Origin of the sequence: Streptomyces sp. NPDC056231, from assembly GCF_048270745.1 — a bacterium.
Taxonomy (GTDB): domain Bacteria; phylum Actinomycetota; class Actinomycetes; order Streptomycetales; family Streptomycetaceae; genus Streptomyces.
On record NZ_JBLVKW010000002.1, the window covers coordinates 170,525 to 196,463 of the forward strand.

Genomic DNA, 25,939 nt, shown 5'->3' on the forward strand with positions numbered 1-25,939 from the left:
GGCGTGGTGATACGCCGCCGTGAACTGCCCGACACGGCCACCGACGCGTACCACCGTCACCGAGCGGGTGGTGGCCGACGAGATGAAGCTGCTGCCCCGGACCGGCAAGGCGTAGAGGGAGGCGTGCGGCGGGGCAGGTGAAGAGGGGCGTGGGGCGGGGCGGTGTCTTGACGGGGGATGGGGGCGGGCATAGCGTCGCGGAGTCCTGAGCAGGCGCTTGGAAAGGTCGTTCGTGCCACACCCCGATCCGACCCCGTCTGCCGCGTCCACAGCTTCCCCTTCCTCCGCCGAATCGCCTGCCGCTGCCGCAGCGTCCGCCGCCCGAATCGACGCCGCGCTCACCGGGCCCGGCGCGCCGTTCGCTGTCGTGCGGGCACAGGACGGCGTGCAGGCGGGCTCGCTCATCTATGCGAGCGGGCCCAGGACCCTCCGTGAGTTCGTCGAGACCACCTGGGCCTTCGGGGACCAGCCGTTCCTGATCGGCGCCGAGCGCAGCTACTCGTACGGGGAGTTCTTTGCCGCCGCATCCGCACTGGCGTGCCGGATGGCCGAGGAGTACGGGCTCCGCCCCGGCGACCGGGCCGTCGTCGCGATGCGCAATCACCCCGAGTGGCAGATCGCCTTCTGGGCCGCGCAACTGGCCGGTTTGGTCGCCGTACCGCTCAACGCCTGGTGGACGGAGGGCGAGTTCGCATACGCGCTCGACGACTGCGAGCCGCGGGTGCTGCTGGTGGACGGTGAGCGACTGCCGCGGGTTGCCGCCTGGGCGGCGAAGGCCGGGGCGCGCGTCGTCGTCTTCCACCACCGGGACGGCACGGTGCCGGAGGGGGTCGAGCGGTACGAGGACCTGCCCGCGCCCGACCCGTTCGCCGCACCGCCCGAGGTCGAGATCCGGCCCGAGGACGACGCGACGATCATGTACACCTCGGGTACCACGGGGCGGCCCAAGGGTGCTGTCGCCACCCAGCTCGCCCAGGCGGGGGCCGCACTCAACCCGCGGTTCCATGCGGCCGCTTCCGCGCTGGGCCGCGGGGTCATCCCGGGGCAGGGGCCCGCTCCTGTCACGCTGATGACCTTCCCGTTCTTTCATGTCGCCGCGTTCACCGGTTTCTACGCGGCGATGGCGGCAGGCGGCTCGCTCGTGGTCATGCGGCAGTGGGACGCCGAGGAGGCGCTCCGGCTGATCCGGGAGCACGGCATCACGACCTACGCCGGAGTCCCGGCCACCGCCCTTCAGCTGCTCGCCGCCGCCGAGCGTGCGGACGACCGGCTGGAGAGCCTCCAGATGCTGAGCACCGGTGGCGCCGCCGCCCCGCCGGACCTGGTCGCACGGCTCACCGCCCGCTACGGCGAGCGGATCGAGCCGCGCAACGGCTACGGCCTGACCGAGACCAGTGGCGGCGTCCTGGCCAACTTCGGCGCCGACTACCGGCTCCACCCGGGCAGTGTCGGCCGGCCGACACCCGCTACCGAGGTGCGGATCACCGGTCCGGCGGGCGAGGCACTGCCCGAGGGGGAGATCGGCGAGCTGCGGCTGCGCGGCCAGTCGCTGGTCCGTGGCTACTGGCGCGATGAGGCGGCGACGGCCGAGGCATTCACGGACGGCTGGTTCCGGACCGGCGATCTCGCGCTGGTGCGCGACGGGCGGGTCACCATCATCGACCGGATCAAGGACATGGTGATCCGTGGCGGCGAGAACGTGTACTGCGTGGAGGTCGAGGCCGCGCTCCACGACCACCCGGACGTCGAGGACGCGGCGGTGCTGGGGGTGTCGCATCCGGTCCTGGGTGAGGAGGTAGCGGCGGTCGTCCGGCTGCGGCCCGGTGCCACCGTCACGGCCGACGAGCTGCGGGCGCACGTCGGGCGGAGCCTGGCCGCCTTCAAGGTCCCGGCCCATGTCCTCGTGCGGGACGGTCAACTGCCCCGGAACCCGACCGGGAAGATCCTCAAGCGCGAGCTGCGCAAGGTGGTCGACGAGGAGGTCCGCACCCTCAGGCGCAGCGAGGAGGGGGCGTGATCAGAGGCGGGTGACGCGGACCCGGTAGTTCCCCCTGGAGTCCTTGTCGACGACGGATATGTGTATGCCGTTGGTCCGGTCGGTGAAGCTCTGGCCGGGCTGGAAAGGGGCGTCGGAGAGCTCGGCATGCACATTGGGCTGCCGCGTGCAGCCGCCGCTGTCCTTGGTGCTGTCCACGATGGAGATCGGACCCTGCCCTGTGTCGACGTCGGAGCTGACCTTGTAGATCAGCACGCCGGGTCGGCAGACCGCCTGGTCGTTGCCCGCCTGGGTCCGTACCTCCACCGCGTAGCCGGACTCCTCGGTCAGCGGCACGAAGGCCAGCTTCCGGCCGCCCCGCGTGGCAAGGGGCGTGAGGACGTGGTCGGTGGTGCCTGGCTTGGACGCGCAGCTGACCTGGTTCTTGTCGAGCCAGCCGAGTTTCCACTTGTGCCAGCCGAGGAAGTCGTTGTTGGCCCCCCAGTCCTCGGACATGATGTCCCAGTGCCCGACCGAACCGCCGCCCTCCACGGTGTAGAGGTCGGGCAGGCCGAAGATATGGCCGTTCTCGTGCGGCAGGACGCGGTAGCCGGTCTGTGCGTACGAGCCCGAGCCGTCGTCCTGGCGGCTGTAGATGAAGGACGTGTTGGAGAGCGGGGCACCGTCTGCGAGCGGTGCGTCGTCGTTGCCGGAGAAGGTCACGGACAGGACGGTGTCCAGGGCGGGTGGCCCGGCGTTCGGAGTGACGAGGATGTTGACCAGGTCGTACACGCGGAAGTCCACCTTCGGGCCGGCGAGGGCCACGATGTCCTGGACCAGGTGCCGGTAGCCCGGCTCGTAGGGTGAGCCGCGACCTATCCCGTACGCCGAGAACGGCAGAGGCATCCGAAGCCAGCTCTTCACGGGGGCGTCGGGCCGGTAGACGAGCCGGCCGTACGAACTGGTGCGGAACCAGTTGGTGGTCTGCGGGAAGAATTCGGCGAGCCGTTTCATCGCCGGCTCCGGTCCCGGCGCGTCCGGGAAGTCGATCATCAGGTTCAGTGCGTGGACCTGGCCCGTGGAATGGGCGTACCCCGTCGGTGTCGGCATACCCTCCGACATCTGCACGCCCATCGTCGCGGCCAGCCGGCACGGTCCGACTCCTGCCGTCTCGGTGCTGGCCGCCGGCCCCCCGCTGGCCCGTCCGGGCGGCAGGAGCGTGCCGCTGGCGGAGGCCAGTGCTCCTATGACCAGGGCGCTTGCCCCCGCCAGTGCGACCGGGTGGCGCTGGTTGCGTATCCGCCGGCGGGGCTGCTGCATAGAGGCGCCTTCGGGGTCCGCGGCAGTCGGCCGACCCTGACTGCGCTCTCTGCTCACCCTCGGGCGGCCGGTACGGCGCCGCGCGCTGGGTGCGCCGTTCGGTGTAATTTCCCGCCTGCGTGATGTGACTCAGGTCACGGTGGAACGGGGAAATAACCGGGGATGGATTCCCCGTTTGAACCTGTGTCCCCGCTAAACGGGGAGGCGGTCCCCGGTTGCCCGAAGGTGTGCGCGCGGGGGCCACCGCAGGAGCTGCACGAGCAGGAAGACCCGGAAGAGAAGGACCATCGCGTGAAAACCGCTGCCCGCCCCGTCGCCGGAACCGCGCCGTGCCGTACGACCCGCCCGCGGGCCGACGCGCTGCGCAACCGGGAGCGGATCGTCGCGGCCGCGCGCGACATGTTCGTCGAGTTCGGGCCGGATGTGCCGCTCGACGAGGTGGCCCGCCGGGCAGGCGTCGGCAACGCCACGCTCTACCGGAACTTCCCCGACCGTGCGGCACTGATCCATGAGGTCGTGCTCTCGGTCACCTCCCGCGCCACCGAACGCGCGGAAGAGGCGGTGGCCGAGGAAGCCGACCCCTTCGCCGCGCTCTGCCGCTTCGTGCACGCGGCGGCCGACGAACGCATCGGCGCGCTCTGCCCGATGCTGTCCGGCAGCTTCGACAGGGACCATCCCGAACTGCTCGCCGAGCGTCGCCGCCTCGAAGAGGCCGTCGAAGGGCTCGTGGCGCGCGCCATATCCGCGGGGCGCCTGCGCACCGACATCGCCGTCGGTGACGTACTGGTCGGCCTCTCCCAGCTCACCCGGCCGCTGCCCGGCATCGGCTGCCAGGGCATCGATCGCTTCGCCCACCGTCATCTCCAGCTGTTCCTGGACGGCCTGGAGGCTCCGGCCCGGTCCGTACTGCCCGGGACGGCGGCGACCTTGGAGGTTCTGCGGCGTCGCTCATGACGCCCGTGCCCGGTTCCTGAGACAGGCTCCGGGCCGCGTGTCCGCCATGCCCTCACCACCCGACTTACCTCACGTCCACTTCCACCACCCTCACCGCTGACCGGGTGCACGTCTTCACGGTCACGGATCACAGTTCACGACTCCTCGCGTCCACGCGCGTCCTTAGGTGGCTACTCCCATGTCAAAAACAGCCGATACCCGACTTCCCGACCCCAACCGCTGGAAAGCACTGGCCTTCATCGCGCTCGCGCAGCTGATGGTCGTGCTCGATGCCACGATCGTGAACATCGCGCTGCCGCACGCGCAGACGGCCCTCGGCATCACCGATGCCAACAAGCAGTGGGTCATCACGGCCTACGCCCTCGCCTTCGGCGGACTGCTGCTCTTCGGCGGCCGGATCGCCGACCTCTGGGGCCGTAAGCGCACCTTTGTCGTCGGTCTGATCGGCTTCGCGCTGGCCTCCGCGCTCGGTGGCGCGGCGCAGAACCAGGGCATGCTGTTCGGCTCGCGTGCGCTCCAGGGTGCCTTCGGCGCCCTGCTCGCCCCGGCCGCGCTCTCGCTGCTCGCTGTGACGTTCACCGAAGCCAAGGAGCGCGCCAAGGCGTTCGGCATCTACGGGGCGATCGCCGGTGGCGGTGGCGCCGTCGGTCTGATCCTCGGCGGCTTCCTCACCCAGACGCTGAACTGGCGCTGGACGTTCTTCGTCAACATCCCGGTCGCCGTCATCGCCGCCGCGGGCGCGTACTTCGTGATCCGTGAGCCGGCCGGCAGCCGTAACCGCTCCTCGCTCGACATCCCGGGTGTGGTCCTCTCCGCACTGGGTCTGGTCTCGCTGGTGTACGGATTCACCCGCGCCGAGTCCTCCGGCTGGTCGGACCCGCTGACCATCGGCATGATCGTCGCCTCCGGTGTGCTGCTCCTGTCGTTCGTCCTGACCGAGGCCAAGGTCGCGTCGCCGCTGCTGCCGCTCCGCGTGCTGATGGACCGTAACCGCGCCGGCGTCTACCTCTCGCTGGGTCTGGCGATCATCGGGATGTTCGGGCTGTTCCTCTTCCTGACGTACTACCTGCAGGTCGTGAAGGGCTACTCGCCGATCAGGACGGGCTTCGCCTTCCTCCCGATGATCGCGGGCATGATCACCGGTTCGACGCAGATCGGCGCACGGCTGATGACGCGGGTCCCGGCCCGCAAGCTGATGGGTCCGGGCTTCCTGACCGCCGCCGTGGGCATGCTGCTGCTGACGCAGCTGGAGGTCGACTCCTCGTACGCGACGCTCATCCTCCCGGCGCAGCTCCTGCTGGGCCTGGGCATGGGTTCGGCGTTCATGCCGGCCATGTCGCTGGCCACCCACGGGGTCGAGCCGCGGGACTCGGGTGTCGCGTCCGCGATGGTCAACACCTCGCAGCAGGTCGGCGGCGCGATCGGCACCGCGCTGCTGAACACCGTCGCCGCCTCGGCCGCTACGGCGTACGCCACCTCGCACGCCGCGCTCGGTGCAACCGACCCGCAGCTGCTGAAGCTGCAGTCGATGGTGCACGGCTTCACCGGTGCCATCTGGTGGGCGGTCGGCATCCTGGTGGTGGCCTCCGCGATCGCGGTGACGTTCATCAACGCCGGGCGTCCGTCGACCGCCCCGGCCGGTTCGGGCTCCGGTGACGCCGATGGCGTGGAGGACGAGTTCAGGGTGCCGGTCGTCGCGCACTGACGCGGGACGCGCGAGGTGAAGTGATGTGAACACGGGTCTGCCCCGGTTCCGCTCGGCGGAACCGGGGCAGACCCGTATCGGTGCGCGAGGGCGGCTCAGCGGAGCCAGGGCAGGTCGGCGTCCGTACCCTCCGGCTCCAGGCCGGTGGCGATGACCTGCATGATCTCGCCGAACGAGCGCACCTGCTCCGGTGTGAGCCGGTCGAACATCGCCTGGCGTACGGCGCGGACATGACCCGGCGCGGACCGGCGGAGCATCTCGTACCCCTCGTCGGTGAGGACCGCGTTCTGCCCGCGCTTGTCGGACGGGCAGTCCTCGCGGCGCACCCAGCCGTTCCGCTCCAGCCGGGCGACGGCGTGCGAGAGCCGGGAGCGGGTGATCTTGACGTCCTTGGCCAGCTCGGTCATCCGCATTTGGCGGCCGGGCGCCTGGGAGAGCTGGACGAGCAGTCCGTAATAGATGTGCGGCATGCCGGCATCGCGTTGCAGCTGGCGGTCGAGGTGGTCCTCCAGGAGCGTGGTTGCGTGGAGGTAGGCGCGCCAAACGCTCTGTTCTTCGTCGGAGAGCCAGCGAGTCCCGCCGGTGGATGCCGTGGTCATGTACTCCACTGTAAACCTTTTCTTGAAAGTTGAACTAGATGCGGCTAAGGTCTCTCGAGGTGGGAACTTGAAGCTTCAAGAAGCTGATCCCGCCGCCGCAGAAGACTTGCTTTGAGCAGTAGTGGATGGGGAGTGTCATGACTGTCACCGCGGAGCGCATGCCCGCCCTCTATCTCTCCCATGGTGCGCCGCCGCTGGCCGACGACCCGGTCTGGCCCGGCCAGCTGGCCGCCTGGTCCGCCGAGCTGCCGCGCCCCACCGCGATCCTCATGGTCTCCGCCCACTGGGAGGAGGCTCCGCTTGCCCTCGGCGCCACCGAGGCCGTCCCGCTCGTCTACGACTTCTGGGGCTTCCCGGAGCACTACTATCGCGTGCAGTACGCGGCCCCGGGTGCCCCGCAGCTGGCGGAGAGCGTGCGCAAGCTGCTGCGCGGTGCCGGGATGCCGGTCCAGGACATCCCGGACCGCGGGCTCGACCACGGGGCGTATGTCCCGCTGGTGGAGATGTTCCCGGGCGCCGACATCCCCGTACTCCAGATCTCCATGCCGACGCTGGACCCGCAGAAGCTGATGGACATCGGCCGCAAGCTCGCGCCCCTGCGCGACGAGGGCGTCCTGATCGTCGGCAGCGGCTTCTTCACCCACAACCTGGCAGCCCTGCGGCACGCGGGCGGCGGCAACCCCGGCTGGTCGGTGGAGTTCGACGACTGGGGGCACCGCGCGCTGCAGGCGCAGGACATCGACGCGCTGCTTGACTTCGAGCACAAGTCCCCGGCCGGCCGGCTGGCCCACCCCCGCACCGAGCACTTCGCGCCGCTCTTCGTGACGCTGGGCGCCTCGGAGGGCGAGCTGGATCAAGGGCGCAGCGTCATCGACGGGTTCTGGATGGGCCTCGCGAAGCGGTCGGTGCAGTTCGGCTGAGTGGTCAGAGGGCCGGGGAGATCAGTTCGATCGAGCGGAGCGCGGCGGTCAGGGCCGTCGCGCCGCCGACGTCCAGTGCGGTGTCGGTGAACTTGATGGTGTGGTCGTTGCCGTGCGCCGCCGCCCGCGCGAAGATCTCGTCCGCGGAGGATGCCGACGGTGCTGCGGTGTGCGGGACGGGGTCGGCCGGGCTGTACGAGGCGGTGACCGCGGCGCTCGCGGCCCAGGCGGCGGCCAGGCTCTGCGGCCACAGTTCACGGGGGAGGGCGGGCAGCGTACGCAGCACGGCGTTGGGTGCGGTCGCGGCGTGCACCAGCATGATCGGATCGCCATGGCCGTGGGTGGCGTAGCGGTGGGTCGCGGCCCTGACCAGTTCCGCCAGCCTGGCGCGCGCCACGTCCGGGTCGTCCGCGTACTGCTCCGGCCACAGCGGGAACGTGGTGAGCAGCGCCAGCCGGTCGCGGATGCCGCCGCTCTGGTCGGCCACCGGCGGTACGGCGTCCAGCGCGGCCGCGGCACTCGGCGCGGGCACGAGCGAGGTCGGTGGGTTCAGCGCGGGCAGCGGCTGGTGGCGGGCGGCCCAGTAGCCCAGGCCGTGCGCGAGCTCGGTGACCCGGGGTGCGTTCGCTCCGCCGCCGAGCAGGGTGCGCACGGCGTGGCCGACCCGGATCACGGGGTGGGTGGCGCCCGCGGCGATGCCCGGCAGCAGCCGCGGCCACCATTCGGTGAGGACGTCCTGCCAGGGGCGCCCGGCCGTCTCCTGCGCGAAGTACATCGTCCAGTCGGCGATCCTCCGCGGGTCGCCCAGGGCTTCGTGCCAGTTCTCCGCGGTGATCCGGGTCGTGGGGGCCGGCATGTCCTCCAGCTTGTGGCTGTAGTGGTCGAGCCAGCGGTGGACGGCCGGCGCCTGGCCGTGCCGTACGAGCGCCTCGACGGCCATCGGGCCGTGGTTGCTCAGCCAGCCGTCGCGCTCGGGACCCGCGGCGTGGAGCCGGTCCAGCGCCTCGTCGAGCGTGCCGGTGGGGTCGACCGGCGCCGGGTCCGGTGCGCTTACCGAGTCTGTCCTGCCTGTCGTGTCGGTCATGCCGGAACACGCTAGGGGCGGGGCCCGGTGCCGGTAACGGGCTGCGGACCTACTTCGCGACCCCGCCGGGTCCTAGGTCTCCGGCCCCAGCCGCTTCTCGTACCAGGCCACGTCCCAGTACGTGTCGAACTTCCGGCCCACCTCGGCGTAGGTACCGACATGGTGGAAGCCGAAACGTTTGTGCAGTGCGACCGAGGCGTCGTTGGGCTGGGTGATGCCTGCGTACGCGCGGTTCAGGTCTTCGTCGGCGAGCGCCTCGAAGAGTGACGTGTAGAGGAGGGTGCCGATCCCGCGTGCGGTGGCCCACGGCGCGCAGTACACGCTCACCTCGACCGACGTGGCGTACGCCGCCTTGGGGCGGAAGGCACTGCTGGTGGCGTAGCCGAGGATGGATGCAGGGCCGACAATGCGGACATCCTGAGCAACCAGAAGGCGGTGCGGGCCGTCTTCAGGGTGGGAGCGCAGCCACGGCAGCCGCTGTTCGGGTGTGAAGGGGACGGTATCGAATGTGAGAGCGGTCTCACGTACGTAATGGTTGTAGATGTCCGTGAGAGCTGCCAGATCGCCTTCGATGCCGGGTCTGACCTGCACCTCTGTACCGAACTCCGACACGTGCACTCCCCTCGCAGCCGGACAGGGTACTGCATGATCGCGAAAATGAAGGCCAGCCATGGGAATTCTGTCCGGATTCCAGTCGTTGTTTCCATCGGATGCAGGGCACCCGAAAGGGTGTCGCGACCTACTCAGCAAGGGAGCACGCATGGCAACCCGTGCCGTCGCCCGTCGTTCGTCCGCCAGTGGCGGGACCAACCGGGCAAGCAGTGTTCGCGCCGCGGGCGGAGAGATCGCCGATCGCGACCTGGTCGGCATGTACCTGGACGAGATCGCGCGCACGCCGCTGCTCGATGCCGCCAAGGAAGTCGAACTGTCGCAGACCGTCGAGGCGGGCGTGTATGCGCGGCAGATCCTCGACGGTGCGGTGGAGAGCGAAGCCGGTGGAGCGACGCGTGAGGAGCTGCAGGCGCTGGTCGCCGAGGGCGAGCGCGCCAAGGACATCTTCATCCGTTCCAACCTCCGACTGGTGGTTGCTGTAGCCCGCCGCTACCCGCGGGCAGGTCTTCCGCTGCTGGACCTGATTCAGGAAGGAAACGCAGGCCTGGTGCGTGCGGTCGAGAAGTTCGACTACGCCAAGGGCTTCAAGTTCTCCACGTACGCGACGTGGTGGATCCGCCAGGCCATCACCCGTTCCATAGCCGACCAGTCCCGTACGATCCGACTCCCCGTCCACCTGGTGGAGGAGCTCGGCCGGATCCGTCGTGTGCAGCGCGAGTTCAACCGTGAGCACGGGCGTGACCCGGAGCACGAGGAGATAGCCGCAGAGCTGGACTCCACGCCCACGCGCGTCGGTGACGTCCTCGACTGGGCCCGCGACCCGGTCAGTCTCAACATGTCCGTGGACGACGAGGGCGAGACCCAGTTCGGCGATCTGCTGGAGGACACCTCCGCGGTGTCGCCCGAGCAGTCCGTCATGACGCTGCTGCGCAGCGAGGAGCTGGAGGACCTGATCGGCAAGCTCGACCACCGCACCGCGTCGATCATCCGAATGCGGTACGGCATCGAGGACGGCCGCGAGCGGACCCTCACCGAGGTGGGCAAGCAGCATGGGCTGACCCGGGAGCGGATCCGTCAGATCGAGAAGCACGCGCTGCTCGAACTGAAGCGAATGGCCCACGACACGGGTTTTGACGCTGCGGCGTGACCCCGCGTCCAGTAGCCTCCGATATGGGTCGCTTCGTACGGACCCCCTGAGCTGAGTCCCGGCGCCCACCCCCCCCTGGCGCCGGGGCTCATTCCTTTGTGCCGGGCGGCGCGGGCTGCTCCGCCGGTGGTGACTCGGACGGAGCGGTCGCGCGGGTCAGACGGGCACCCAGCTCACTCAGGTGCGCCACCAGTTCCGGCGGCTTGTGAGCCGTGAACTCGCAGTCGACCAGCGCCAATCGGAGCGCCACCCACTCCAGCGAGTCCGCCATGACCGCACGCAGCCGGCAGCTGTGGTCGCCGGTCGGCTCCAGCGGGCCGAACACCGCGGGCAGCCGGGCGGTGACGAACTCCGCCGGGGCCGCGAAGCTCACCTCGACCGCCAGCTCCGGCTTCCGGCGCTGGATGGAGCCGGCGAGGAACTCTGCGGCGTCTCCCGTGGGCAGCTCGCGCGGGGTGAAGCGGGCCCCCGTGGCGAACGGCTCGCTCACCCGGTCGACGCGGAACGTACGCCACGCCTCGCGCCCCAGGTCGTACGCCACGAGGTACCACCGCCACCCCGTGCTCACCAGCCGGTACGGTTCGACCAGCCGCTTCGTCTCGGCGCCGTCCCCCGCCCGGTAGGTGAACCGCAGTCGCTCCTGTCCGGTGACCGCCGCCGCCATCACCGTCAGTGTCTGCGGGTCGACGGTCGCACCGTCGCCGCGGGCCAGCGGCACCGTCGCGTTCTGCAGGACCGAGACCCGGTGCCGCAGCCGTGACGGCAGCACCTGTTCCAGCTTTGCCAGCGCCCGCACGGACGCCTCGTCGACCCCCTCGATGGCATGCCCGGCGCCGGCTCGCAGCCCCACCGCGATGGCCACCGCCTCCTCGTCGTCGAGGAGCAGTGGCGGCATGGCGGCGCCCGCGACCAGGCGATAGCCGCCGACCGAGCCACGCGAGGCCTCGACGGGATAGCCGAGATCGCGGAGCCGGTCGATGTCGCGCCGGATGGTGCGCGGGCTGACCCGGAGCCGCTCGGCGAGCTCGCTGCCCGGCCACTCACGCGGTGTCTGGAGCAGCGACAGCAGATTCAGCAGTCGTGCCGGCGTATCGGTCATGGATCCAGGATGCCCTCCATTGGGTCATGACCTGACCTAATGGTCCTCTAACTTCAACGTATGAATTCTTCCGAATCCCCTCTGCCGTCCACGGCGGCCACTCCCGCTGTGTCCTCGGACCCGTCGGACCGGCGCCGGTGGTTCGCACTCGCCATCGTGATGACCGCGGCCTTCATGGACCTGGTGGACGTCACGATCGTCAACGTCGCCATCCCGAGCATCCAGCAGGACACCGGTGCCACGTTCAGCTCGATCCAGTGGATCACCGCCGGATACGCCCTGGCATTCGCGGCCGGTCTGATCACCGGCGGCCGGCTCGGCGACATCTACGGCCGCAAGCGGCTCTTCCTCATCGGCATCGGCGGCTTCACACTGGCCTCGGCGCTCTGCGGCTTCGCCGCGAACCCGGAGATGCTGGTCGCTTCCCGCATCCTGCAGGGCGGCACGGCGGCGCTGATGGTCCCGCAGGTGCTGTCGATCGTGCACGCCACGTTCCCGGCGCACGAGCGCGGCAAGGTCTTCGGCCTCTTCGGCGCGATCGTCGGCCTCGGCGCGGTCCTGGGACCGTTGCTGGGCGCGCTGCTCACCGAGTGGAACATCGCCGGTCTGGAGTGGCGGCCGATCTTCCTGATCAACCTGCCGGTCGGCATCGCGGGGCTGGTCCTGGGCCAGAGGTTCATCACCGAGTCCAAGGCACCGAAGGCGCTCCGCCTCGACCTGGTCGGTGTGGCGCTGGTGACACTGGGGCTGCTGATGCTGCTCTACCCGCTGACCCGCGGGCGCGAGCTGGGCTGGCCGCTGTGGGGGTACGCGTTGATGGCCGGCAGCGCCCTGGTGTTCCTGGCCCTGGTGCTGTTCGAGCGGGAGAAGGCGCGCAAGGACGGCTCGCCGCTCGTCGAGCTCTCGCTGTTCCGGGTCAAGAGCTTCGCGGCGGGCATCGCCGTCCAGCTGACCTTCGGCATCGGGCTCGGCATCTTCTTCCTGGTCTGGACGCTGTACATGCAGATCGGCCTGGGCTGGAGCGCGTTGCGCGCCGGCACGACCGGCATCCCGTTCTCGATCGCTGTCTCGTTCGCCGCCGGGATCTCCGTGCAGAAGCTGGTGCCCCGGTTCGGCCGCAAGGTACTGCAGGCGGGCGCGCTGCTGATGATCGCCGGACTGGTGATCTACATCTGGGAGTCCGACCGGTACGGCATGGACATCGCCTCCTGGCAGATGGCTCTGCCGCTGGTCGTCATGGGGCTCGGGATGGGGCTGATCGTGGCCCCGCTGACGGACGCGGTGCTGTCGGAGGTGCCGAAGGAGCACTCGGGGTCGGCGTCCGGGCTGATCAACACCGTGCAGCAGATGGGCAACGCGCTGGGGCTCGGCCTGGTCTCGGTCGTCTTCTTCGGGTCGATCAGTGACCGGCTGGCGCCGGACGCGGTGGGTCCGGCGTTCGCCGAGGCGTTCCAGCACTCGCTCTGGTGGGTGGCCGGGGTGCTCGCGGTGATCTTCCTGGTGATGTTCGCGCTGCCCGCGCGGCCGCGCCAGCACCTGGAGGGCGGCGAGGACATCGAGGGCGTCGAGGTCGCCGACGGCGCGCCGGGCGAGGTGGCCAAGGAGCCCGTGCTGACGTCCTGAGGGTGTCTGCCCGCATGCAATGGTGCCCGCGCACCCCTCTCGGGGCGCGGGCACCTTTGCATGCGGCTCGGCGGCAGCCTCCCCCGGCGAACGGGCGGCGGTGGGCAGCGCAGCGGTCAGCAGATGCGCGTACGGCTCTCCATGGCCTTGCGTGCCGTCTTCTCGTCCCCGTACACCTCGCACATGTGGCGACCGTCCGGCGTCGCCGTGTGCTCGACCTCCCAGAGGCTCGTCTCACTGCCGTCGAGGAGCAGGAACGCGTGCTCGTACAGCGTGAATCCGGCGTCCCGCCCGTCGACGCGGCACTGCCTGCCGAAGATCTGGGTGATGTGGTGGGCGAAGGCGGCCCGCAGGAGGCGCGCGGTCTCCTCGCCCGGAACGTCGCTGTTCTCCGCGCGGCGCAGGACCCGGCGGGCGTGGTCCGCGGAGTTGTCCGGCGCGTACATCCGGGGCAGCGGGGCCGGTGGAGTGGCCATCAGGACCGTCAGAATCTCCAGGTCGGCCTGCGCGCCGTCCTCGCCGAACGCGGGTACGTCGGAGAAGCTGCCGGACAGCCGGGCGGAAGCGAGATGGACGTCCGCCTCGTCGTCGTACAGCTCGTGGCGCTGGAAAACGGGCTGCCTGCGCGACCGAGGGTCCGCCGCGTCCCCGGCGGTGCTGTGGACCAGCTCCCACAAGGTGAGCGCGGAGCCGTCGGCCAGCAGGTAGGTGTGCCGGTAGGTTTCGCGATGCAGCACGGAGCTGTGGTGCGAGGAGTGCAGGGAACTGCTGTGGGCCAGCGCGGTCCCGAGTCGATCGACCGTGCAGTCGGGCAGGTCGAAAGAGTTGAGTGCTCGTCGTAGGAGTCGGTCGAGATGCTGCTCGGTTGTCTCGTACGGATCGCTCAAGGTGCTCTCTCCAGGCCGTTGCCGCGTGTTACTTGATGCGTGCTTAACGTAGTCCCTGGGTCCGACATCGTGACCGGGGTTCCTGAAAACGTATGACGTGTGCGGAACGTTCCTGGCGATTCGTCCGAACTTCCTTCTGCGGATGGCGAGTCGGCGGGCTCCCGGCTGTGGCGGGCGGGTCAGCGGGGGTCGTAGAGATCGCTGTACGAGGGGTGGACGCCCGCGTCCGGGCGGAGGTCGACGCCTTCCGCTGCCCGTACGGCCTTCACGACGGCGCGGGTCAGGGTGTCCGCGCCCGCTGCCAGGAGCTCGTTCAGAGCGATCGGGTTCTCCTGCGGCAGTGGGCGCTCGCCCGTGGCCAGCGCGAAGACCGTGTCCCCGTCGGTCAGCAGATGTACAGGCCGTACGGCGCGAGCCAGCCCGTCGTGGGCCGTGCCCGCGAGCTTCTGTGCCTGCGCCCGGGTGAGAAGCGCGTCGGTGGCGACGACCGCGAGCGTGGTGTTGAGCGTGGGGAGTGCGTTTGCCTCCCGTGCTTCGGCCAGGCGGCGCACGGCGGTTTCGTGGATCTCCGTCGCGGGGTGCACCGGCGGCTCCGCGGCGCCGTACTCCCCGTACAGCACCCCGGTCACCGGATCGACCACGGAGCCCGCCGCATTCACCACGACCAGCACGCCGACCGTGATTCCGGAGGGCAGCCGCGCGCTCGCCGTGCCCACGCCGCCCTTGAGCTGACCGGCGACCGCGCCCGTACCCGCACCGACCCCGCCCTCGGCTACGGGGGCGCCCGGCTCCGTACCGGCTGCGGCCTCCACGGCGGCGCGGCCGGTCGAGGCGTCAGGGCGGGCCCGCCAGTCGCCGCCCCGCCCCAGATCGAAGATGCATGCGGCCGGGACCACCGGCACCACCTGCGACGGGTCGGGGCCGACCCGCACACCCCGCCCCTGCTCCTCCAGCCAGGCCATCACGCCGGACGCCGAGTCCAGGCCGTAGGCGCTGCCACCGGTCAGGACGACGGCGTCGATCCGCTGCACCAGATTGCGCGGGTCGAGTGCGTCCGTCTCCCGGGTGCCGGGGCCACCGCCGCGTACGTCGACAGCCGCGACGGCGCCGCCCTCGGGGGCGAGGACGACAGTGGTGCCACTCAGTGCGCCGTCGCCCAGCACCTGCGCATGACCGACGCGCAGCCCGGCGACATCGGTCAGCGCGTCCACCGCCCCTGCCGCCGGTGACAGCGGAATTTGTGGATCCTGTCCGGTCATCCCGTGCTCCTCACATCCGGTTCGGCGGAACTGCGACGGCCGGTAGGCCCGGTGCCGTGCGCCGTGACAGCGACACCCCGACGGCCACCGTCGCGGCCGCCACCAGACCGGCCGCGAGGTCCGCCCACTCCTCGGTGAACGTATAGCCAAGGATGGCCACCGCGGCCAGGGGGAGGGCCAGTTGCTCCGCGAGGTCGCGCTTGAAGTGGCGGGCGTGGACCAGCCGCACCGTCAGCAGATGGACCGCGGCGGGGACCGTCACGGCGGCCGAGGCGGCGGTCGTCGGCACATGCGCCTTGCCGATGACCTCCTCCACCGCGACCTCGATGCCCGAGCCGATCGCGGCGGCAGAGCCGAAGATCACGTAGTGGACTTAGACCGACCCGAGCCGAACCGCCCTCTGCTGTCCTTCGCCGTCGTCCTCGGGCTCCGGATGCTCGACCCGAAGGATCGCTGACAGCTGCCGTACCCGGGAGAGCCGCCGTACCCTGGAGGCATGAGCACCGCCCCCACCTCCGGACCGCGCGATTCGAAACCGACACAGCCGGCACACCCCGTACAACCGGAACAGAGGAAGCCCAAGCCGGCTCTGATCTTCGACGATCCGCTGGACCAGCAGTCCGCGGACGATACGGACCGAGGGTGGGGTGAGCGGGCCCCGCTCGGCGACGGCTCCACCGACCTTGCGCGCTTCCTCGACGAGAAGCCGCCCCACCACGTCTGAGCTGCTCGTCGTGCCCGCGCTCCAGGTCCCTGGTGCGCAGAACCACACGATCCAGGCCTTCGGGCCGGTTGCTTGACGGCGCATCAGTGCGCAGAGGGCGGTGGGTCGGGTTCAGCACAGGGTCACCGCCAGCCGGCCCGAGATCCCCGCGCCCGCCAGCGACGCGGCCGTGCTCCGGGGCACAGACAGCACGACCAGCGCGCCGCCCGCCGCAGGACCTTCCGCGGGATCCTCGGCCCAACCCTCGGCCGGCGCCCGCGGCACCGCCGCCACCCGGGCCCCCTTGGCCACCACCCTGGCATCGGCCCCGGCGCCCTCGGCCGCGATCACATCGACGCGGTCGCCGGGGCGCAGCAGCCGGACGGTTGCCGCATCCGCGATCCGGACCGGTGCCGACACCAGCGGAACCGGCCGTCGCTTCACTCCGGGCCCGGCACTTGCCGCACCCCCGGCACCGCTCGGCGCCTCGCCGCCGCCCAGTCCCGCGGCCGCCAGCGCCGCGGCCGTCAGCGCCAGCCCGGCCGCCATCGCGCGACGCTGCCGCCACATCGCACGCCGCAGCCGACGCCCCCCGCCCCCGCGCACCCGCAACGGAGCGAACGAGGGCACCCCGCAGGGCGCGGGCGCCGACACCGGCGGCCCCGGGACGGACGGGCGTACATGAGACGAGGAAGAGGTCGCAGAAGCGGGCGGGAGCATGGCCAACACCACCAGTCGTGAGGAGCGCGGAGTCCGGACGAACGCCGACGCCCCTCACCCTCCGCCTTCCGCGAGATTCCCGCTGAGCCCTGTGGACAGCCCCCACGATGTGGACAACTCCGTCACCCGCTCGCCATCGGGGCACCCCCCTACGGCAGTTCGAGCCCGGTCTCGATCCCGTCCAGCGCCTTCGCACAGGGACAGTGACGATCCCCCTCCGCGGGCAGCGCGGTCACCGCGTCGAAGAGCACCGACCGCAGCCGGTCCACGTTGGCGGCGAACACCTTCAGCACCTCCCCGTGGGAGACGCCCTCGCCTGCCTCGGCACCGGCGTCCAGGTCCGTCACCAGCGTCATCGTCGTGTAGCAGAGCCCCAGTTCGCGGGCGAGCACGGCCTCCGGATGCCCGGTCATCCCGACCACGGACCAGCCCATCGCCGCGTGCCAGCGCGATTCGGCCCGGGTCGAGAAGCGCGGCCCCTCGACGACGACGAGCGTGCCGCCGTCCACCGGCTCCCAGCCCCTGCCGCGGGCCGACGCCAGCGCGACCTTGCGCCCCTCGGGGCAGTACGGGTCGGCGAAGCCCAGGTGCACCACGTTCGGCGCCACCCCGTCCGCCCGGGTCTCCCCGTCGTAATACGTCTGTGTACGGGCCTTGGTGCGGTCCACCATCTGGTCCGGTACGAGCAGCGTCCCCGGTCCGTACTCCGGGCGCAGCCCGCCGACCGCGCACGGGCCGAGCACCTGACGTACGCCGACGGACCGCAGCGCCCACAGGTTGGCGCGGTAGTTGATGCGGTGCGGCGGCACATGGTGGCCGCGTCCGTGGCGGGGGAGGAAGGCGACCCGGCGGCCGCCGATCTCGCCGAGGAAGAGGGAATCGCTCGGCTGTCCGTACGGGGTGTCCACGCGAACCTCGGTGACGTCCTCCAGGAAGGAGTACAAGCCCGAGCCGCCGATGACACCGATCTCTGCGTTCACCATGCGGTCACACTAGCGGGGGCGGGAAACGCCGAGGACCCCGCCGAAAGGATCGGCGGGGTCTCCGGTGAAGCGTGGTGCGTACCTCGGCTCAGGCAGCCGACGTGCCGCTCGACGACGACGCGGAGGACGACGAGGAAGCGGAGGACGAGGAAGCGGACGACTTCGCGTCCGACCCCGTCGAGGAAGTCGATGAAGCGGAACCGGATGCCTTCGCGGACGCCGACGCCGGCGCGCTGCTCGACGAGGAGCCGCGGCTGTCGTTCCGGTAGAAACCGGAACCCTTGAAGACAATGCCGACCGCCGAGAACACCTTCTTCAGACGTCCTTCGCAGTTCGGGCACACGGTCAGAGCGTCATCGGTAAACTTCTGCACCGCCTCGAGGCCCTCGCCACATTCGGTGCACTGGTACTGATAGGTCGGCACTTGTCTTCCTCCTGGCACTCTCACTCGATGAGTGCTAACGATCCTCAATGGTAGCTGCTATGGGCTGCTGTTTGCAGTAACGTCTGTCACCTGCCTGAAGGGCAGCGGTCAGGGCTTGGCCGTCGTGAGGGCCGCTGGCCTGAGCGAAAAGCTGCCACATATGTGGCGGAGGAGTCACACTGACGTATTCCGCTGAGCGAGCGCATGAATCGTCACTTTCTGGCCGCGACAGGGTCGCGGTGAACCGAGCCGCGTGCGGCCATGATGGTCGCGCGGGCCGGTGCCAGCCGCGAACGCAGGGTCACCAGGGTCGCCAGGGCCAGCACGGTCCCCACCAGTGGCACCACGAAGCCGGTGCTCGCGCCGTGGGCGTCCGCGAGCCGTCCGGCGACCGTCACCGCAGCCGCCTGGCCGAGCGCGATCGAGCCCGTCAGCCAGGTGAACGCCTCGGTCCGCGCGGACGCCGGAACCAGCGTCTCGACCAGCGTGTATCCGCTGATCAGCGCGGGTGCGATGGAGAGCCCGACGAGCAGCCCGAGCCCGGCCAGCAGCGGCACGGAGTGCACTGCCCACAGCCCCGAAGCGGTCAGCGTCAGCGCCGCGTATCCGGCGATCAGCCTGCGCCGCGGCCCGCTCTTCCAGGCGATGGCGCCGCAGGCGATCCCGGCCAGCATGTTGCCGGCCGCGAAGATCCCGTACAGCAGGCCGTTCGCGCCGGGCCGGCCGATCTCCTCGGTGAACGCGGTCAGCGAGACCTGCATGCCGCCGAAGACCGCGCCGATCCCGAGGAAGGCCACCGCGAGTACCCGTACTCCCGGCACGGACAGGGCGGAGACGCGCTGTTCGAATGCGGTGGCCGCGGCGGCGCGGACCGCGGGCTGGGTGCGGTGCTGCGCCGCGAAGAGCAGCCCGCCCAGCAACGTCAGCGCGGCTTCCGTGATCAGCCCGGCCGCCGGGTGCACGCCGGTGCACAGTGCGGTGGCGAGGACCGGCCCGATGACGAAGGTGAACTCGTCCGTCACCGATTCGAAGGCGGCGGCGGTCGGCATCAGCGGCGAGGCCTTCCGGCCCGGCGCCGCGCCCAGCAGGGCGGCCCAGCGGGCCCGCACCATGGGCCCGATCTGGGGGACGGACGCACCCGTCGGTACGGCGGCCAGGAACAGCAGCCACAGTGGCGCGTCCGCCAGGGCGAGTGCGGTCAGTGCCGATACGGACGCCGCGTGCACGAGGACGCCCGGCAGCAGTACGGCGCGCTGGCCGATGCGGTCGGCGAGTTTGCCGCTCTGGGGTGCGAACAGCGCCATGGAGACGCCGGTCACAGCGGCGACGGCACCCGCGCTGCCGTACGAACCGGTGGTGTGCTGCACCAGCAGGACGATGCCGATGGTCAGCATCGCGAAGGGCTGGCGTGCGGCGAAGCCCGGAAGGAGAAAGGTCCACGCACCAGGGGTGCGCAACAGTTGCCCGTAACCGGGGCGGTCGGAGACCGTGGACGCCACGGTCCATGCCTTTCTGCCGCCTGGTAGCGGTGCCCCCGCCGGTCCGCACCTTGTGGGTGCCGATCCCGTACGGGGGCTGCCGAGAGCTGTCCTCTTCGCGCGGAACTGCGGTAGATGCCGGGCGCTCGCTGCAGAGGCGGAGGACGCCACGACCGCCATACGGTCGCGCCAGCTCTGCATCAGGCAGAGTTGGTCGATCAGGTTTCCTTCATGCTACAGGCAGGGGCCTGCCTGTGAGGGTGCGCAGATTCCTGGTCGTGCGCTGCGGATGGTCAGTGATGGGCCCTCGCGCTGCTGGTCCCACTCCTGGGCCCGTCGGTCCCCAGCCAGCTGGCCAGCTTGCCGCCCTCGCCGACTGCGCGCAGGCGCGACTCCGCCGCGTCACGCACCGGATCGGTCGTGACGACCAGCAGTTCGTCCCCGTGCCGCAGCACCGTCGACGGCGCGGGGACGAAGCTCTTGCCTTCCCGTACGACCAGGGTGACCGCGGCGCCGGCGGGCAGTCGCAGTTCGGAGACCTCCACGCCGTGCATCTTCGACTTGGCGGGGATCGCCACCGACAGCAGATGACCGCGCAGCCGCTCCAGCGGCGCCGACTCGATGCCCAGGTCGGCGGCCTCGGACGGGTCCTCGGCGATCTTCAGGGCCTTTGCCAACCAGGGCAGCGTCGGTCCCTGGATCAGGGTGTACACGACGACGAGCACGAAGACGATGTTGAAGACCCGGGTGGAGCCCTCGATTCCGGACACCATCGGAATGGTCGCCAGGATGATGGGTACGGCGCCGCGCAGCCCCGCCCATGACATGAGGGCTTTCTCCTGCCAGGACATCCGGAACGGGATCAGGGAGATGAAGACCTCCATCGGGCGTGCCACCACGGTCAGCACCAGACCCACGACGACCGCGGGCCAGAAGTCGTCCAGCAGATCGTGCGGCGTGACAAGCAGGCCGAGCAGGACGAACATGCCGATCTGGGCCAGCCAGCCGAGCCCGTCGGCGAAGCCGCGGGTGGCCGGCCAGTGCGGCAGCTTGGCGTTGCCGAGGATCATCGCGGCCAGATAGACGGCGAGGAAGCCACTGCCGTGGGCCATGGCGCCCGCCGCGTACGCGGCCACGGCGATCGCCATCACCGCGATCGGGTAGAGACCGGACGCGGGTAGGGCCACACGACGCAGTCCGAACGAGCCGAGCCAGCCGACGGCGATGCCGACGGCTGCGCCGATCGCGAGTTCCAGGGCGATCTCGCCGACCAGGACGTACCAGCTGTCGACTGGTCCTCTGGTCGAGAAGGCCACCACCAGGATCACCACGGGGGCGTCGTTGAAGCCGGACTCGGCCTCCAGTACGCCGGTCACGCGGGCCGGTAGGGGCACCTTGCGCAGCACGGAGAAGACGGCTGCGGCGTCCGTCGACGAGACGACCGCGCCGATGATCAGCGCCTGCCGCCAGTCCAGGCCGACCAGATAGTGCGCCCCTGCCGCGGTGACGCCCACGCTCGCCGCGACGCCGACGGTCGACAGCATCGCGGCAGCGGGCAGCGCCGGCTTGATCTCTTTCCACTTCGTACCGAGGCCGCCCTCGGCCAGGATCACGACAAGAGCCGCATAGCCAAACATCTGGGTCAATTCGGCATTGCTGAACTTGACGTGGAAGATCCCGTCCTGCCCCATGGCGATCCCGATGCCGAGGTACAGGAGCAGGCTGGGGAGCCCGCTGCGGGACGAGATGCGCACCGCCGCGACGGCGACGAGCAGCACGAGCGAGCAGACGAGCAGGAGTTCGTTGAGCGCGTGGACAGTCAGTGGCCGTTCCTTCCCTGCGTACGCCTGCCGGATCGTCTTCCGGCGGCCGGTACTTCGTTACCTTACCTAATCTTTAACGCTTTCTTGACGGCTTCGAGCGTTCGTACGATCGCTCATCGATTCGATGCATCCCGATGCCGCGTCGGAGCCGCTTCGGTGCTGCGCCTATGGTTGCTCCTGCACTCCCAGGACCACCCTGCCCCTCGAAGGACAGCGATGCCCGCCAACACAACCGCCTCTTCCGGCTCTTCCGGTTCCGCCGGTGGGAAGACCGGCAAGAAGAAGGGGCGACGCGCCCGCCTGATCGTGATCGTCCTGGTGCTGGCGCTTGTCGCGGGTATCGGCTACGGCGCGTTCTGGTCCGTGACCACAGTGCGGGCCTCGTACCCGCAGACGAACGGCTCCATCAAGATCGACGGCCTCACCGGCAATGTCGACGTCAAGCGCGACAGCTACGGGATCCCGCAGCTCTACGCGGACTCCGACGCCGACCTGTTCCGCGCCCAGGGCTTCGTGCAGGCGCAGGACCGCTTCTGGGAGATGGACGTCCGCCGTCATATGACGGCCGGCCGGCTCTCCGAGATGTTCGGCTCCGGGCAGGTCGACACGGACGCCTTCCTGCGCACGCTGGGCTGGCGCAAGGTCGCGCAGAAGGAGTACGACACCGTCCTGTCCGCGGACACCAAGAAGAACCTCCAGGCGTACGCGGACGGGGTGAACGCCTACCTCAAGGGGCGCGACGGCAAGGACATCTCCGTCGAGTACGCCGCGCTCGGCCTCACCAACGACTACAAGCCGACCAAGTGGACCCCGGTCGACTCGGTCGCCTGGCTCAAGGCGATGGCCTGGGACCTGCGCGGCAACATGCAGGACGAGATCGACCGCTCGCTGATGACCAGCAGGCTCAGCAAGAAGCAGATCGAGGACCTGTACCCGGCGTACCCGTACGACACGCACAAGCCGATCGTCAGCGAGGGCGCGATCTCGCCGGTCACCGGCAAGTTCGAGCGGAATGCGACACCGACCTCCGGCATCGGTGCGAGCACCGTGCAGGGTGCCACCGAGGGGGTGAACGCCCAGCTCGCCTCGCTCTCCGACACCCTCGATCAGATCCCTGCGCTGCTCGGTCCGAACGGCAACGGCATCGGGTCCAACTCCTGGGTGGTCTCCGGCGACTACACGACGACCGGCAAGCCGCTGCTCGCCAACGACCCGCACCTGGCGCCGCAGCTTCCCTCGCTCTGGTACCAGATGGGGTTGCACTGCCGTCAGATCTCGGCGACCTGCCAGTACGACACCGCTGGGTACACCTTCTCCGGTATGCCGGGCGTGATAATCGGTCACAACCAGGACATCGCCTGGGGCTTCACCAACCTCGGCGCCGACGTCACCGACCTCTTCCTGGAGAAGGTCTCCGGCGACGGCTACCAGTACGACGGCAAGGTGAAGCCGTTCGTCACCCGTGAGGAGACCATCAAGGTCGCGGGCGGCGCGAGCCGGCACATCACCGTGCGCGAGACCAACAACGGCCCGCTGATCTCCGACCGCAGCAGCGAGCTGGAGAAGGTCGGCCAGAAGGCCCCGGTCCCCAGCGCCGCGCCGGACCGCGCCAACGGTTACGCGGTCGCCCTGAGGTGGACCGCGCTGGACGCCGGCCACTCCATGGACGCCGTCTTCGAGCTCAACCGGGCCAAGGACTTCCCGTCCTTCCGCAAGGCGGCCGAGCACTTCGAGGTGCCCTCGCAGAATCTCATCTACGCGGACAACAAGGGGCACATCGGCTACCAGGCCCCCGGCAAGATCCCGGTCCGCAAGACGGGCGACGGCACGATGCCGAGCCCCGGCTGGACCTCGAAGTACGGCTGGGAGAAGGACCCGATCCCGTTCGACAAGCTGCCGTACGAGTACGACCCGAAGCGCGGCTACATCGTCACCGCCAACCAGGCCGTCATCGACGAGAACACGTACGACCCCATGCTCACCAAGGACTGGGGCTACGGCACCCGCAGCCAGCGGATCAACGACCTCATCGCGGGGAAGATCAAGGTCGGCGAGAAGATCTCGACCGAAGACATGCAGAAGATGCAGATGGACAACACCAGCGAGATCGCCACGAAGCTGGTGCCCGAACTGCTGGACATCAAGGTCTCCGACAAGAGCGTGCGCGAGGCGCAGAAGCTCCTGGAGGGCTGGGACTCCAAGCAGGAGCCCGACTCGGCGGCCGCCGCGTACTTCAACGCGGTCTGGCGCAACATCCTGAAGCTGGCCTTCGGCGACAAGCTGCCCAAGGAGATGCGGGTCAAGGGCGAATGCCTCACCGTGCTCCCGGCCGACAGCACGGGGCCGGTCGACGAGCAGGACAAGCCGGTACGCGAATGCGGTCAGCGCGACGCGGACTCGGCGCAGCCGGACGGCGGCGACCGCTGGTACCAGGTGGTCATCAAGCTCATGGACGACGAGAACAGCGACTGGTGGAAGGCGCCGAAGCACCGCAAGGACAAGGCGACCGAGAACCGTGACCAGCTCTTCGCCCGCGCCATGAAGGACGCCCGCTGGGAGCTGACCGCCAAGCTCGGCAAGGACATGTCCACCTGGAGCTGGGGCCGGCTGCACCAGCTGACCCTGAAGAACCAGACCCTCGGTACCGAAGGCCCCGACCTGCTCCAGCGGGCCCTCAACCGCGGCCCGTGGAACCTGGGCGGCGGCGAGGCCGCGGTCAACGCCAGCGGGTGGAACGCGGCGGGCGGCTACGAGGTCATCTGGGTCCCGTCGATGCGCATGGTCGTCAACGTGGGGGACTGGGACAAGTCCCGCTGGATCAACCTCACCGGCGCGTCCGGTCACGCGTTCAGCGCGCACTACACCGATCAGACCGACAAGTGGGCCACCGGAGGTCTGCTCGACTGGTCCTTCGGGACGAACGCGGTGGCCAAGTCGACGAAGGACACGCTGACGCTCAAGCCGTCGTAGGGAGGCAGACCCGGCACCGCGGTTCCGGGCCGACGGGCCCGGCGCGGTGCCGGCCGGGCTCAGCCGGTGAAGCGCCGCGTTCCGGCCGGCGTCACCACGGCGTCCACGGGGTGGTCGTGCGGTTCCACGGGAACCGTCGCGACCACCTCGTTGTCGTAGAGCAGGACGATCAGTGCGGGGTGCGCGCCCGCGGCCGCGAGCCGGGCCAGGACCCGGTCGTACGAGCCGCCGCCCCGGCCGAGCCGCATCCCGCGTCCGTCCACCGCGAGGCCCGGCAGCAGGACCGCGTCCGCGTCGAGGACGGCGTCGGGCCCGAGCCGTGGACCGTCCGGCTCCAGCAGCCCGCGGCCCGCCGGGAGAAGGCGGCCGGCACCTTCGTACGTCGCCCAGTCCAGATCGTTGTCCGGGAGGAGCACCGGCAGCAGTACCCGTACGCCCCGCGCACGCAGCGCGTCCAGCAGCGCGCGAGTCCCTGGTTCACTTCCGACCGAGACATAGGCGGCGACCGTACGGGCCCCGGCCAGCTCGGTGAGACCGACTGCGCCCCGGGACAGAACCGTCGCGGCATTTTCGACGTCTTCGCTGGTCAGGAGGGATCGCGAGGCGAGCAGTCGACGCCTGAGCGAGGCCTTGCCGGACGTGTCGGTGTTCAACGTGCACCTGCGCATCTCTCGTATGTGCATATAGAAGTACAAAGTTAACCGGAGGCTCATCTTCCGCCCATACTCACCGGTTATGGTTGCGCGCATGACTCAGTCGCACCCCAGGATCAGCAAGGCTGTCATCCCGGCCGCGGGACTCGGTACCCGCTTCCTGCCGGCCACCAAAGCCACTCCCAAAGAGATGCTGCCTGTGGTCGACAAGCCGGCGATCCAGTACGTCGTCGAGGAAGCGGTGGCGGCCGGTCTCTCCGACGTACTCATGATCACAGGCCGCAACAAGCGTCCGCTCGAGGACCACTTCGACCGCAACTACGAGCTGGAGTCGGCGCTCACCCGCAAGGGAGACGCCGAACGGCTCCGGAAGGTCCAGCAGTCGAGCGACCTCGCCACCATGCACTACGTCCGCCAGGGCGACCCGCGCGGCCTCGGTCACGCCGTGCTGTGCGCCGCGCCGCACGTCGGCGACCAGCCGTTCGCCGTTCTCCTCGGCGACGACCTGATCGATCCGCGGGACCCGCTGCTCGCCCGCATGGTCGAGATCCAGGAGCGTGAGGGCGGCAGCGTCATCGCGCTGATGGAGGTCGAGCCGGAGCAGATTCATCTGTACGGCTGCGCGGCCGTCGACACCACCGTCGAGGGCGATGTCGTCAGGGTCACCGGCTTGGTGGAGAAGCCCGAAACGGCCGATGCGCCCAGCAATCTCGCCATCATCGGGCGCTACGTCCTCGACCCCGCGGTCTTCGACATACTGCGCAGGACCGAGCCGGGCCGCGGGGGCGAGATCCAGCTCACCGACGCGCTGCAACTGCTCGCCGCGGACGAGAAGATCGGCGGCCCGGTGCACGGTGTCGTCTTCAAGGGGCGCCGCTATGACACCGGCGACCGGAGCGACTATCTGCGTGCCATTGTCAGACTCGCGTGCGAACGTGAAGATCTGGGCCCGGAGTTCCGAACCTGGCTCCGCAGATATGTCACCGAGGAGATGTAGCACT

23 protein-coding genes are annotated in these 25,939 nt (G+C 70.0%); 9 read left to right on the forward strand and 14 right to left on the reverse strand.

What is annotated here, in order from left to right; translation table 11 throughout:
• Window positions 1–232 precede the first annotated feature (232 nt).
• Complete coding sequence (locus tag ACNPQM_RS02770) at window positions 233–2,017, forward strand: class I adenylate-forming enzyme family protein (RefSeq protein ID WP_418082720.1); 1,785 nt, start codon at window positions 233–235, stop codon at window positions 2,015–2,017.
• Here ACNPQM_RS02770 and ACNPQM_RS02775 read toward each other — a convergent pair whose 3' ends face one another.
• Complete coding sequence (locus ACNPQM_RS02775; protein ID WP_358857622.1) at window positions 2,018–3,295, reverse strand: M6 family metalloprotease domain-containing protein; 1,278 nt, start codon at window positions 3,293–3,295, stop codon at window positions 2,018–2,020.
• A gap of 291 nt (window positions 3,296–3,586) precedes the next feature.
• On the opposite strand from ACNPQM_RS02775, the gene ACNPQM_RS02780 reads away from it, so the two are divergent.
• Both ACNPQM_RS02780 and ACNPQM_RS02785 read left to right on the forward strand, forming a co-directional pair.
• Window positions 3,587–4,249: a TetR/AcrR family transcriptional regulator gene (locus tag ACNPQM_RS02780; RefSeq protein WP_358857621.1), complete on the forward strand. Its 663-nt coding sequence runs from the start codon at window positions 3,587–3,589 to the stop codon at window positions 4,247–4,249.
• A 178-nt stretch (window positions 4,250–4,427) separates the two neighbouring features.
• On the forward strand, window positions 4,428–5,954 hold the full coding sequence (locus ACNPQM_RS02785; RefSeq protein ID WP_418082721.1) for an MFS transporter: 1,527 nt from the start codon (window positions 4,428–4,430) through the stop codon (window positions 5,952–5,954).
• 95 nt (window positions 5,955–6,049) lie between these two features.
• Here ACNPQM_RS02785 and ACNPQM_RS02790 read toward each other — a convergent pair whose 3' ends face one another.
• A complete protein-coding gene (locus ACNPQM_RS02790) occupies window positions 6,050–6,562 on the reverse strand; it encodes a MarR family winged helix-turn-helix transcriptional regulator (protein WP_418082722.1) in 513 nt (170 codons plus the stop codon).
• A 128-nt stretch (window positions 6,563–6,690) separates the two neighbouring features.
• Here ACNPQM_RS02790 and ACNPQM_RS02795 point away from each other — a divergent pair, with 128 nt between their 5' ends.
• On the forward strand, window positions 6,691–7,473 hold the full coding sequence (locus tag ACNPQM_RS02795) for a dioxygenase (RefSeq protein ID WP_358857618.1): 783 nt from the start codon (window positions 6,691–6,693) through the stop codon (window positions 7,471–7,473).
• A 4-nt stretch (window positions 7,474–7,477) separates the two neighbouring features.
• On the opposite strand, the gene ACNPQM_RS02800 is transcribed toward ACNPQM_RS02795, so the two are convergent.
• Both ACNPQM_RS02800 and ACNPQM_RS02805 read right to left on the reverse strand, forming a co-directional pair.
• Window positions 7,478–8,557 carry a questin oxidase family protein gene (locus ACNPQM_RS02800; RefSeq protein ID WP_418082723.1) on the reverse strand — a complete coding sequence of 360 codons (1,080 nt, stop codon included), beginning with the start codon at window positions 8,555–8,557 and terminating at the stop codon, window positions 7,478–7,480.
• Between the two features lie 72 nt (window positions 8,558–8,629).
• On the reverse strand, window positions 8,630–9,169 hold the full coding sequence (locus ACNPQM_RS02805; RefSeq protein WP_358857616.1) for a GNAT family N-acetyltransferase: 540 nt from the start codon (window positions 9,167–9,169) through the stop codon (window positions 8,630–8,632).
• 148 nt (window positions 9,170–9,317) lie between these two features.
• Here ACNPQM_RS02805 and ACNPQM_RS02810 point away from each other — a divergent pair, with 148 nt between their 5' ends.
• On the forward strand, window positions 9,318–10,316 hold the full coding sequence (locus tag ACNPQM_RS02810; protein WP_358857615.1) for a sigma-70 family RNA polymerase sigma factor: 999 nt from the start codon (window positions 9,318–9,320) through the stop codon (window positions 10,314–10,316).
• An 88-nt stretch (window positions 10,317–10,404) separates the two neighbouring features.
• Here the strand turns inward: ACNPQM_RS02810 and ACNPQM_RS02815 are convergent, their stop codons facing one another.
• Window positions 10,405–11,415 (reverse strand): helix-turn-helix transcriptional regulator, encoded by a 1,011-nt coding sequence (locus ACNPQM_RS02815; RefSeq protein WP_418082724.1) that lies wholly within the window; start codon window positions 11,413–11,415, stop codon window positions 10,405–10,407.
• Between the two features lie 60 nt (window positions 11,416–11,475).
• Between ACNPQM_RS02815 and ACNPQM_RS02820 the strand changes: the two genes are divergently transcribed.
• Window positions 11,476–13,038 carry an MFS transporter gene (locus ACNPQM_RS02820; protein WP_418082725.1) on the forward strand — a complete coding sequence of 521 codons (1,563 nt, stop codon included), beginning with the start codon at window positions 11,476–11,478 and terminating at the stop codon, window positions 13,036–13,038.
• A gap of 116 nt (window positions 13,039–13,154) precedes the next feature.
• On the opposite strand, the gene ACNPQM_RS02825 is transcribed toward ACNPQM_RS02820, so the two are convergent.
• The 3 genes from ACNPQM_RS02825 to ACNPQM_RS02835 all read right to left on the reverse strand — a co-directional run bounded on the left by ACNPQM_RS02825 (window position 13,155) and on the right by ACNPQM_RS02835 (window position 15,548).
• Entirely contained in the window at window positions 13,155–13,925 is a 771-nt protein-coding gene (locus tag ACNPQM_RS02825; protein WP_418082726.1) for a DUF6227 family protein, read from the reverse strand.
• A gap of 179 nt (window positions 13,926–14,104) precedes the next feature.
• Window positions 14,105–15,184, reverse strand: a complete 1,080-nt coding sequence (locus ACNPQM_RS02830; RefSeq protein WP_418082727.1) for a P1 family peptidase — start codon at window positions 15,182–15,184, stop codon at window positions 14,105–14,107.
• A 10-nt stretch (window positions 15,185–15,194) separates the two neighbouring features.
• On the reverse strand, window positions 15,195–15,548 hold the full coding sequence (locus ACNPQM_RS02835) for a hypothetical protein (RefSeq protein ID WP_418082728.1): 354 nt from the start codon (window positions 15,546–15,548) through the stop codon (window positions 15,195–15,197).
• A gap of 132 nt (window positions 15,549–15,680) precedes the next feature.
• Here ACNPQM_RS02835 and ACNPQM_RS02840 point away from each other — a divergent pair, with 132 nt between their 5' ends.
• On the forward strand, window positions 15,681–15,908 hold the full coding sequence (locus ACNPQM_RS02840) for a hypothetical protein (protein ID WP_418082729.1): 228 nt from the start codon (window positions 15,681–15,683) through the stop codon (window positions 15,906–15,908).
• A 111-nt stretch (window positions 15,909–16,019) separates the two neighbouring features.
• Here ACNPQM_RS02840 and ACNPQM_RS02845 read toward each other — a convergent pair whose 3' ends face one another.
• The 5 genes from ACNPQM_RS02845 to ACNPQM_RS02865 all read right to left on the reverse strand — a co-directional run bounded on the left by ACNPQM_RS02845 (window position 16,020) and on the right by ACNPQM_RS02865 (window position 21,315).
• A complete protein-coding gene (locus ACNPQM_RS02845; protein ID WP_418082730.1) occupies window positions 16,020–16,607 on the reverse strand; it encodes an RcpC/CpaB family pilus assembly protein in 588 nt (195 codons plus the stop codon).
• Between the two features lie 149 nt (window positions 16,608–16,756).
• Window positions 16,757–17,590 carry an S-methyl-5'-thioadenosine phosphorylase gene (locus ACNPQM_RS02850; RefSeq protein WP_358857607.1) on the reverse strand — a complete coding sequence of 278 codons (834 nt, stop codon included), beginning with the start codon at window positions 17,588–17,590 and terminating at the stop codon, window positions 16,757–16,759.
• 88 nt (window positions 17,591–17,678) lie between these two features.
• Window positions 17,679–18,014: an FmdB family zinc ribbon protein gene (locus ACNPQM_RS02855; protein ID WP_358857606.1), complete on the reverse strand. Its 336-nt coding sequence runs from the start codon at window positions 18,012–18,014 to the stop codon at window positions 17,679–17,681.
• A gap of 212 nt (window positions 18,015–18,226) precedes the next feature.
• Window positions 18,227–19,513, reverse strand: a complete 1,287-nt coding sequence (locus ACNPQM_RS02860) for an MFS transporter (RefSeq protein ID WP_418082731.1) — start codon at window positions 19,511–19,513, stop codon at window positions 18,227–18,229.
• Window positions 19,514–19,785: 272 nt separating this feature from the next.
• The gene (locus tag ACNPQM_RS02865; protein ID WP_418082834.1) at window positions 19,786–21,315 is read right to left on the reverse strand and encodes a potassium/proton antiporter; all 1,530 of its coding nucleotides are present in this window, start codon (window positions 21,313–21,315) and stop codon (window positions 19,786–19,788) included.
• Window positions 21,316–21,531: 216 nt separating this feature from the next.
• Between ACNPQM_RS02865 and ACNPQM_RS02870 the strand changes: the two genes are divergently transcribed.
• Window positions 21,532–24,285, forward strand: a complete 2,754-nt coding sequence (locus tag ACNPQM_RS02870; protein WP_418082732.1) for a penicillin acylase family protein — start codon at window positions 21,532–21,534, stop codon at window positions 24,283–24,285.
• Between the two features lie 59 nt (window positions 24,286–24,344).
• On the opposite strand, the gene ACNPQM_RS02875 is transcribed toward ACNPQM_RS02870, so the two are convergent.
• Window positions 24,345–24,938, reverse strand: coding sequence for a 5-formyltetrahydrofolate cyclo-ligase (locus tag ACNPQM_RS02875; RefSeq protein WP_358857603.1), 594 nt, complete (start codon window positions 24,936–24,938; stop codon window positions 24,345–24,347).
• 94 nt (window positions 24,939–25,032) lie between these two features.
• Here ACNPQM_RS02875 and galU point away from each other — a divergent pair, with 94 nt between their 5' ends.
• The gene (gene galU, locus ACNPQM_RS02880; RefSeq protein ID WP_358857602.1) at window positions 25,033–25,935 is read left to right on the forward strand and encodes a UTP--glucose-1-phosphate uridylyltransferase GalU; all 903 of its coding nucleotides are present in this window, start codon (window positions 25,033–25,035) and stop codon (window positions 25,933–25,935) included.
• Window positions 25,936–25,939 lie beyond the last annotated feature (4 nt).

Excerpts from the sequence above, each read along its gene's own strand:
- ACNPQM_RS02775 (WP_358857622.1), bottom strand. The coding sequence starts at position 3,295 with ATGCAGCAGCCCCGCCGGCGGATACGCAACCAGCGCCACCCGGTCGCA.
- ACNPQM_RS02785 (WP_418082721.1), top strand. The coding sequence starts at position 4,428 with ATGTCAAAAACAGCCGATACCCGACTTCCCGACCCCAACCGCTGGAAA.
- ACNPQM_RS02795 (WP_358857618.1), top strand. The coding sequence starts at position 6,691 with ATGACTGTCACCGCGGAGCGCATGCCCGCCCTCTATCTCTCCCATGGT.
- ACNPQM_RS02800 (WP_418082723.1), bottom strand. The coding sequence starts at position 8,557 with ATGACCGACACGACAGGCAGGACAGACTCGGTAAGCGCACCGGACCCG.
- ACNPQM_RS02810 (WP_358857615.1), top strand. The coding sequence starts at position 9,318 with ATGGCAACCCGTGCCGTCGCCCGTCGTTCGTCCGCCAGTGGCGGGACC.
- ACNPQM_RS02815 (WP_418082724.1), bottom strand. The coding sequence starts at position 11,415 with ATGACCGATACGCCGGCACGACTGCTGAATCTGCTGTCGCTGCTCCAG.
- ACNPQM_RS02820 (WP_418082725.1), top strand. The coding sequence starts at position 11,476 with ATGAATTCTTCCGAATCCCCTCTGCCGTCCACGGCGGCCACTCCCGCT.
- ACNPQM_RS02830 (WP_418082727.1), bottom strand. The coding sequence starts at position 15,184 with ATGACCGGACAGGATCCACAAATTCCGCTGTCACCGGCGGCAGGGGCG.
- ACNPQM_RS02840 (WP_418082729.1), top strand. The coding sequence starts at position 15,681 with ATGAGCACCGCCCCCACCTCCGGACCGCGCGATTCGAAACCGACACAG.
- ACNPQM_RS02845 (WP_418082730.1), bottom strand. The coding sequence starts at position 16,607 with ATGCTCCCGCCCGCTTCTGCGACCTCTTCCTCGTCTCATGTACGCCCG.
- ACNPQM_RS02850 (WP_358857607.1), bottom strand. The coding sequence starts at position 17,590 with ATGGTGAACGCAGAGATCGGTGTCATCGGCGGCTCGGGCTTGTACTCC.
- ACNPQM_RS02870 (WP_418082732.1), top strand. The coding sequence starts at position 21,532 with ATGCCCGCCAACACAACCGCCTCTTCCGGCTCTTCCGGTTCCGCCGGT.
- galU (WP_358857602.1), top strand. The coding sequence starts at position 25,033 with ATGACTCAGTCGCACCCCAGGATCAGCAAGGCTGTCATCCCGGCCGCG.